Raw genomic sequence first — 7,136 nt, forward strand, 5'->3', positions numbered from 1 at the left:
CGGACGCAATCTACCCGTCGCCGAAACGAACATCGCATTGTTCACGGCCGACCAGATGGCTCCATCGTCGGTTATCGCGAAGGTATACCCAGAGCCGGCCGGTCGCCGTCTTCCCGGTCCCCGGCGCCAACACGGGAACGGGTGTGTCGTCGGCATGGAGCTTCACGCTGGCCATGACGTGATCGGCGATCCGATCGACGAGCGGTTGTAGCAGCCAGCTTGCCTGGCCCATCCAGTCCGCCATCGTCGAGCGGCTGATCTCGACACCCTCGCGGGCGTAGATCTGTGACTGGCGATACAGAGGCAGGTGATCGGCGAACTTGGAGACGATGACGTGGGCCAGAAGGCCGGGACCAGCACGGCCACGCGGCACGGGAAGAGCCGGGGCCGGAGCCTGGCTAATCGCATCGCAGCGGCTGCAGGAAAGCTTGGGCCGGACATGACGGACGACGCGGAAGCGGCCGGGGACATACTCCAGCACTTCGGTCACGTCCTCGCCGAGCTTGCCCATCGTGCCACCACAGTCAGAGCAGCCGTCTGCATCCGGCGCTGCATGCATAACCTCGTCGCGAGGGAGATGGTCGGGCAGCGGAGCACGGCGAGGCTTGCGAGGGGTAGCCTTGGTCGGGGCATCGTCGAGCACATGGCCTTCGATCACACACTCGGCATGGGCATGCTCAGCCTCGAGATCCTCCAGCGTCAGCTCGAGCTGGTCGGCTTGAAGGGAAAGGCGCTCCGAGGACTGGCCGAACTTCATGCGCCGGAGGCGGGCCAACTGGACCTTGAACTTCTCGATCTGCAGCGCCGTCAGCTTGATCGAGTTCTGAGCGGTCACAAGCTTCTCGCGGGTCTCGTCATGGGCTGCCCGTTCGGCTTCCAGCGCCTGCTCCGAAGCTGCCAAACGTGCTCGCATCGCCTCGGCAAAAGCGCGCAGTTCTGCGGGATCAGCAGGGAGTTCGAGATCGTCGGGAGACACGCTTCCCGGTAGCAGAATCCGGCCTTCCGCCCAAGCAGAAAGCCCGGAAATGCGGCGATTATCGCGTCAAATCTGCACCGGCAGGCGGGGCGGATCAGGGGGCACTGTGCGCCGCCAATCCATTGCTTCGATCAGCAATGCGAACTGTGCTGGGGTCAGCACGACACCGCCCTCGATGAGCGGCGGCCAGACGAAACGGCTGCGTTCCAGGCGCTTGGCGAACAGGCAAAGCCCGGTTCCGTCCCAATGCAGCGCCTTCAGGTAGTTGCCACACTGCGTTTCATAATGCATTGCTCCATCAGATGCCGGGAAGGCGGACAACTTTATCGTATTGATAATCCTCATAATGTTTGGGTCGTCTGTCGATGACGGTTTGCACCCCTATCCTAACGGCTTCCGAGGAGAGCGCTTCGATGGGAACGAGGTACGGCGCCCCTTTCATGATTTGCGTGGCCGGCAGTATCTTTTTCCCGACCAGCATCTGCGCTGAGCCCCTACAGATACCGAGTTGTTCGGCCGCTTTGCCCAAGCTGATGTACTTTCCATCGCTCTTCGCTGGATCATATTCGGGAAGCCCGAGCCGCTCGCGCATGTCGCGCACGCGCACCGTCGTCCAGGTTTCCCCGTCACTGGTCCTGCACAGCATGCGATTGAGGGAGACGGCAAGATCTCGATCGGACCAGTGCCCGGCAAGCTTGCGAAGTGCCTGAACTGCTGTCGGGGTGGCATCTGTCGGGCGACGCCCGCACTTGACTCGCCCCACTCGAAGCTCGGAGTGGCGGCCGCCGACCCAATGGATGAGCAGCACGGCTTCGTTAGTGTCATTGTCGAGTTCGAAGACGATTTCCTTGACGAGAGAGTGGATCAAGCGCTGTTTTGTGCGCGTGTCGGTCGACGGGGCATTCCAGACAGCTGGCAGGTCTTGGGCAAGTTGGAGCAGCAGAGCGCGATCGATCTTTGGCTGTGCAGCCAAGCCAGCACGTTTCTCCTCGATGCGCTTTTCCAACTCCGCAACGCGCTCCAAGGCCGCATTCCATCGCGCTTCGAGTTCCCGGGCGACGTGCCGTTTCGCTGGATCAACCAACTCATATCGACGCGCGGCAAGCGACGCCTCGTAGCGCTCACCTTCAAGGTCGCGCTCGATCGCGGCGACGATGTCGTTGGTGGATCGCGCCAACTGATCCGATGCGAAGATTGCCGCCTCCACGGCGCGGTCGGAGACTGCGCCAAGGCAGGCCAACGCAACGGCCTTGTCGACACGTACGCCGCCGATGCCGATACAGAGTCCAGCACCAACATGCCCGTCGTCACCGCGGCATTGGTAACGATGCGCATGTCCCTTTGCCATGCCGTAGAACACGCGCATCATTCGTCCACAGCGTCCGCAGCGCATCAAGCCGGTCAACAACGCCCGTCCGCCGCGGCCCGACTTTCGATCACAGTTCTTCTTCATGTGGGCGTTCTCGAGTAGCAGGCGTTGGTTTTCCTCGTATTCCTGCCAACTGATGTAGCCCGGATGATGGTCATGGATCAGTGTCGACCACTCGTTTCGTGGCTTCTTGTAGCCACCGGTCTTCCGAGATCGCCCATCGACGACCTTGGTGCGCTGCCCCACGCGGCCGAAGGCATAAGCACCAGCGTAAAGGGGGTTATGCAATATCTGCATTACAGTGTGGTAGGCTGGAGCCTTCCACTCCATTTTGCAGATCTCCACGTTCCGGCGCATCACCGGCATCTTGAGGTTGGCCGCACGAAGCCAAAGGAACACCTGCCGGGCGCTACCGAGTTCTCTGAACTTGGCGAACACCAGTCGGACGGCCTCTTGGACGTGTTCGTCCGGGTCGATCTCGATGGCGTCGATTTCGTTCCAGCGCAGACCCGGCGGAAGGGCAAAGCGATATTCGCCCCTACGAACCTTGGCATCGCGCGCGGCCAAACCGCGCTGCCGGATCAGACTGAGCTCATATTCGGACATCGTTCCTTTCAGCCCGAGCAGAAGACGATCATTGATCAGGCGAGGATCATAAGTGCCATCGGGATCGATGACCAGCGTACCGGCGAGAGCACACAGGTCGATCAGATGGTGCCAATCGCGTCCGTTGCGGGCAAGGCGAGATGCCTCGATGCAATAGACGGCCCCGACGTTACCTGTGCAGACCAGCCCGACCAGCTTCTCAAAACCAGGTCGTTCCATGCTGCCCGAACCCGAACGACCAAGATCTTCATCAATGACTGTCACGGTCGCAAAGCCTATCGCGTTCGCCGCACCGGCAAGGTCATATTGGCGGCGCTGGCTTTCCAGGTTCCCGGTCACTTGCGCCATGGTCGATTGGCGGACGTAAACAACGGCCGCGCGGGAGAGATGCTCAGGCGTTACCTTGGTGGTCATCCACGCCTCCCTCGACTGCCGTTGCGCCGACTGCTTCCAGAAGCAGATCGGCCAGTGTCTCCACCACGCCCTTCGGGCGCATGCCGTCCAACGGTTTCGGAACTGGGGGATCGAACTGCAGCTTGAGCTGTGTTCTGTTTTGGCGTCGGGATGCTCGCACAACCTTTCTCCTTCGATTCTGAAGGAGCGGATGTTGCCCGACGTTTCCGAGTCTTCCCCAACACACCAAGCAATCGCGCCAACTCGGTGAGGCCCTCGACGCTGATTTCGGGCGCGCCTTTGGCCATGCCGCTGCAATAGTCGGCGTCGAACATCCACAGCGGGACCTCGCGTGAGTAGCCGGGCAACAGATCTGTGATGATAAGTTTCAGCTGCTTGCCGCGCCGGAATGGAGCGACCTGCAGTTCAATCCCGAAAAATGGATGCCACGGATACTGGATCGTATCGCGGCGCAAAACGTATGTCGAATGTCGGTAAGTTGCTGCTCTTGCTGCGGAAAAGGAAGACATGCCCCCCGTAGGTCTCGACCGCGAACAGGGGGCGGACCAATGCCGCCAGCCCGTCGAAGCCGAGCCGCATGCTGACCGGCTTGCTTGCCAGATAGACCTTCGTTCCGGGTGCCAACGAGATCACGAGACATCCCGGAATGCACGCAGCACGCGGGCCAGCGCCTTCTCGTTGACGTAGCTGTCCACCGACAGGCGAACGCCGCTGGGCAGGTCTATATCTATTGCGCCGGGGCGGGCGCCGGGATGCGGGCGGACCAGTTCCTCCGGCGCTGACGGCATCGGCGACGAAACAGGTCGCGGTGCCTTCTGGGTCTCCGGCACCGTCGGCGCAGCCGCAGGCTCCGTCGTTATTATCGCACCGTAGGGAATGAACTCCAAAGCTTCACTGGCGATGGCCGCCGCCTGACGACGCGTCGATCGCCAGTTGTAAATTAGGCTCTCGGCAATCTCGTGGCGCTCTGCGACCTGACGGACCGATACTCCGTCTGCATCCGCCTCGGCGAGGATCGCTGCCTTCTCGGCATCCGAAAACTTCCTGCGCCGTTCGGTACGCGCAATGATCTCCACCCGATCCTTCACTTAGCCTCCTTCTGGAGTCCAGAAAGAGACTCCTTAGCGGAGGTCCATTAGCGCCGAGCCGAAATGCCGCAACACGCCGGAGGCCGGACGCTTACTCAGCAGGTGGAGAGGGTGCTTTCCGAAGCGTTCGCAGAATTCACTGAGAAGCCGCAGCCGCTCGAATTCTTCGTGAGCCGGGACGATGGTCTTTGACCAGCCATGCAGGGGAGGCTCTGACCTTCCGGCTTCCGGACTTATGCCTCGGTACCGAAGGTGAACCTATGCAACCTGTTCATTCCAGTCGGCCGCGAGCCAAAACAGGGGTTTTCGACTTCGATCTGAAGTATTACTTTAGCTTCTGTTCAAGGAGTGTGACGTGGAGGTTTTAGATCCCCAAGAACAGAAGGGCACCAAGCCGGCTGTCATGGCAGGACCAGGCCCGCGTATCGGTACCTGGGTTTGGTCGCCATGGTACGCTAAGGTCTGGTGGTCCTGCATTGCGGTCTATTGGGCTGGCAAGGCAGCATCCCTGTACGATCACGGGCTCGACGACATCTATACGAGCACGGCGGCGGCGTATCTCAATCTCGTCTTCATGCCGATGATGCCGTTTCTTGTGCTTGGAACAGGGTTCGTCTGGGCATGTATGGATTATCATAACCTGGAGTTCGGGCCTCCAAGTAGGGAAACAATGTTTCCAGAAACTTCCGTCGGAGGTTGGTCTGATCCCATGTCGGATCCCCTCGATCCGCGATCACCAAAATACTGGCATAAAAGTGATGAGCATTGAGGCTTACTTGCCGCTCCGGTGTGAATTGCCGTCGGCGGGACTGCCGTCGATATCATTGGAAAACCGCCCAGTTCTCAGAACTGAGTTTTGTTCCAATGATGATAGGGGACCGGTAACGTCGAATGTGGCTCGCCCGTTGTCGGCGTCGTCGAGATAGCGGTTTCTGAGACCGTCGCGACCGAGAACCTGGTCGGAAAGATGCCGAGCGAATGCATCTGCCGGGTTTCGAGACTTCGCAGCACCCAGTTCGGCCTTCGCAATTGCCGAACGTACATCGTAGTTGATGATATCGATGCTTGCCGCTGCGGTCTCGGTAGTGCCTCCGCGATCTGAACTTCTGAACGTGAGCGAGCCGGCAACGCTTCCTGAAGTACTTCTGCTGCCCCTCGTTTTTGATGATGGACCGCGCTGACCAACATCAGCGGCAATCGATCCACTTATGTCAGTTCCCATCGAATTGCTCTCTTCTGCGGACCTCCTTAGCGACCTAGACCATCCCGTCTGGACCATGATCGCCTGAACATCGCGCTGAAGGGTATCGGCGACCTGTGGTTTGAGGCGCCAGTTGCCCTTACGATCCATCTCGAAGCCGCCTCTGAGCCAGTTGGCCATGGCTGCCTGGCCTTCCTGCCCACCGCCCATGAAATGCTCGATCGTGTCGGGCCCGGCCTGCTTGCCGGCTTCGAAGCGGGTACTGGTGTCGTTTCGGGCTGACTGTTGGAAACCTGCGGTGCTCGATACAAGCAGGTCATTGTGGGCGAAGCTCAGCCGTGCGTGCCCGCCGTTCGCGATTGCGCCCAGCTGGCTCTCGTTGATGAGCCCCCCCTTCCACATCTGCGCCGCGGTGCGCGGGGTCAGGTTGAAGGCGAAGTCGCCGTTCTGGTCCATGGCGATCTCGCGCTTGCTCAAGTGGATGCCCGCCTTTTCCAGCAGTCCCTGCGCACGTGTCAGGCGCTCGGCATCGACGATCCTCGTCATCCTCTGATTGCGCGCCCGATCGGCGATGCCCGCAGCACCACCTTCGCCGATATCGACCTGATTGCCCGCGGTCTTCGACAGGGTCTGGATGAAGCTGTCGAGCCGTGCCGCCTCCCGGACAGAGGCACCTGCGGCGGCCGCACCCTGCGCGAATCCGGTGTTGTCCGACTGGCGCCGCTGTTCGCCGAATCTGGCAGCAGATCTCGTTCCTTCGTGACCGACTTCGCGCTGGGCATCGAGCTTGCCCGCGCGCTCCGCGAAATCGTACCCGGCGGTCTCACGGGTACGGCCATAGACGCTCGTGCCTTCGCGCGCCGCTTCCGCACCCGCGCCATCGGCGGTTCCGAGACTGACGGCGGCATTGTAGCGCTCGATCGCGCCTGTGACCTGCGCCTCGTTGCGGCCGGTCGCGCGGGAGAGTTGGGAAATCGCGCTGGAGCGAGCTTCGCCGCTGAGCGCGTTGATGAAACCGATGCTGCGGCTGGTCTCGTCGACGGAAAGGCCGAGCATGGCGGCGGCATTGCGCTGGCCTTCATTGCTGCCTGTGCGATGGCCCTGTTCGGTCGAGACATTGGCGCGTTCTGTCTGGGTTACGCGGGCTCCGTCGTGTTCTCGGCGCCCTTCCATCGCTCCCACCTGGATCTGCGCGGCGGTCAGATCGTTGCGCATCATGGCTTCCGCCTCGAAGCTGTTGGCGACGATCTTTCCGAAGGTCGGATCGGCGGCGGCGTCGCCGATGACGCTGGCCGCCTTGAGCCTTGCATCGTCCGGACTGTAGCCCGCCCGTTCGAAATGACGCGCCGTGTTCTGGAACATCATGTCGTAGCCACGCTCATCGCCGAAGGCGCGCCATTGAACGATGCCCTGCGCGAAGGCGGCAAAGGTGTCAACGGCGGCGCAAAAGTCGGCCACGGGGCGGAGTAAAACCAGGCCAGT

At 61.1% G+C, this 7,136-nt stretch carries 5 protein-coding genes and 2 pseudogenes; 1 reads left to right on the forward strand and 6 read right to left on the reverse strand.

Translation table 11 applies throughout. The features are described 5' to 3' along the window. Positions 1–67: 67 nt before the first annotated feature. The 5 genes and pseudogenes from tnpC to tnpA form a co-directional block, all read right to left on the reverse strand. A pseudogene (gene tnpC, locus PKE80_RS24960) lies at positions 68–976 on the reverse strand (IS66 family transposase); the annotation flags it as partial. Between the two features lie 66 nt (positions 977–1,042). Continuing rightward, complete coding sequence (tnpB, locus tag PKE80_RS24965) at positions 1,043–1,267, reverse strand: IS66 family insertion sequence element accessory protein TnpB (RefSeq protein ID WP_271184792.1); 225 nt, start codon at positions 1,265–1,267, stop codon at positions 1,043–1,045. A 7-nt stretch (positions 1,268–1,274) separates the two neighbouring features. Beyond that, positions 1,275–3,365, reverse strand: a complete 2,091-nt coding sequence (locus PKE80_RS24970; protein ID WP_271184793.1) for a recombinase family protein — start codon at positions 3,363–3,365, stop codon at positions 1,275–1,277. 405 nt (positions 3,366–3,770) lie between these two features. Further along, positions 3,771–3,998 (reverse strand): IS66 family insertion sequence element accessory protein TnpB, encoded by a 228-nt coding sequence (gene tnpB / locus PKE80_RS24975; protein ID WP_271184794.1) that lies wholly within the window; start codon positions 3,996–3,998, stop codon positions 3,771–3,773. Continuing rightward, positions 3,995–4,453, reverse strand: a complete 459-nt coding sequence (tnpA, locus tag PKE80_RS24980; protein ID WP_271184795.1) for an IS66-like element accessory protein TnpA — start codon at positions 4,451–4,453, stop codon at positions 3,995–3,997. Before tnpA ends, tnpB (PKE80_RS24975) begins: the two co-directional genes overlap by 4 nt. A 355-nt stretch (positions 4,454–4,808) precedes the next feature. On the opposite strand from tnpA, the gene PKE80_RS24985 reads away from it, so the two are divergent. After that, the gene (locus PKE80_RS24985) at positions 4,809–5,222 is read left to right on the forward strand and encodes a hypothetical protein (protein WP_271184796.1); all 414 of its coding nucleotides are present in this window, start codon (positions 4,809–4,811) and stop codon (positions 5,220–5,222) included. Between the two features lie 3 nt (positions 5,223–5,225). On the opposite strand, the pseudogene PKE80_RS24990 reads toward PKE80_RS24985, so the two are convergent. Continuing rightward, positions 5,226–7,136 (reverse strand): annotated as a pseudogene (locus PKE80_RS24990) (conjugal transfer protein TraG N-terminal domain-containing protein); the annotation flags it as partial.

Source organism: Novosphingobium resinovorum (genome assembly GCF_027922145.1).
Taxonomy (GTDB): domain Bacteria; phylum Pseudomonadota; class Alphaproteobacteria; order Sphingomonadales; family Sphingomonadaceae; genus Novosphingobium; species Novosphingobium resinovorum.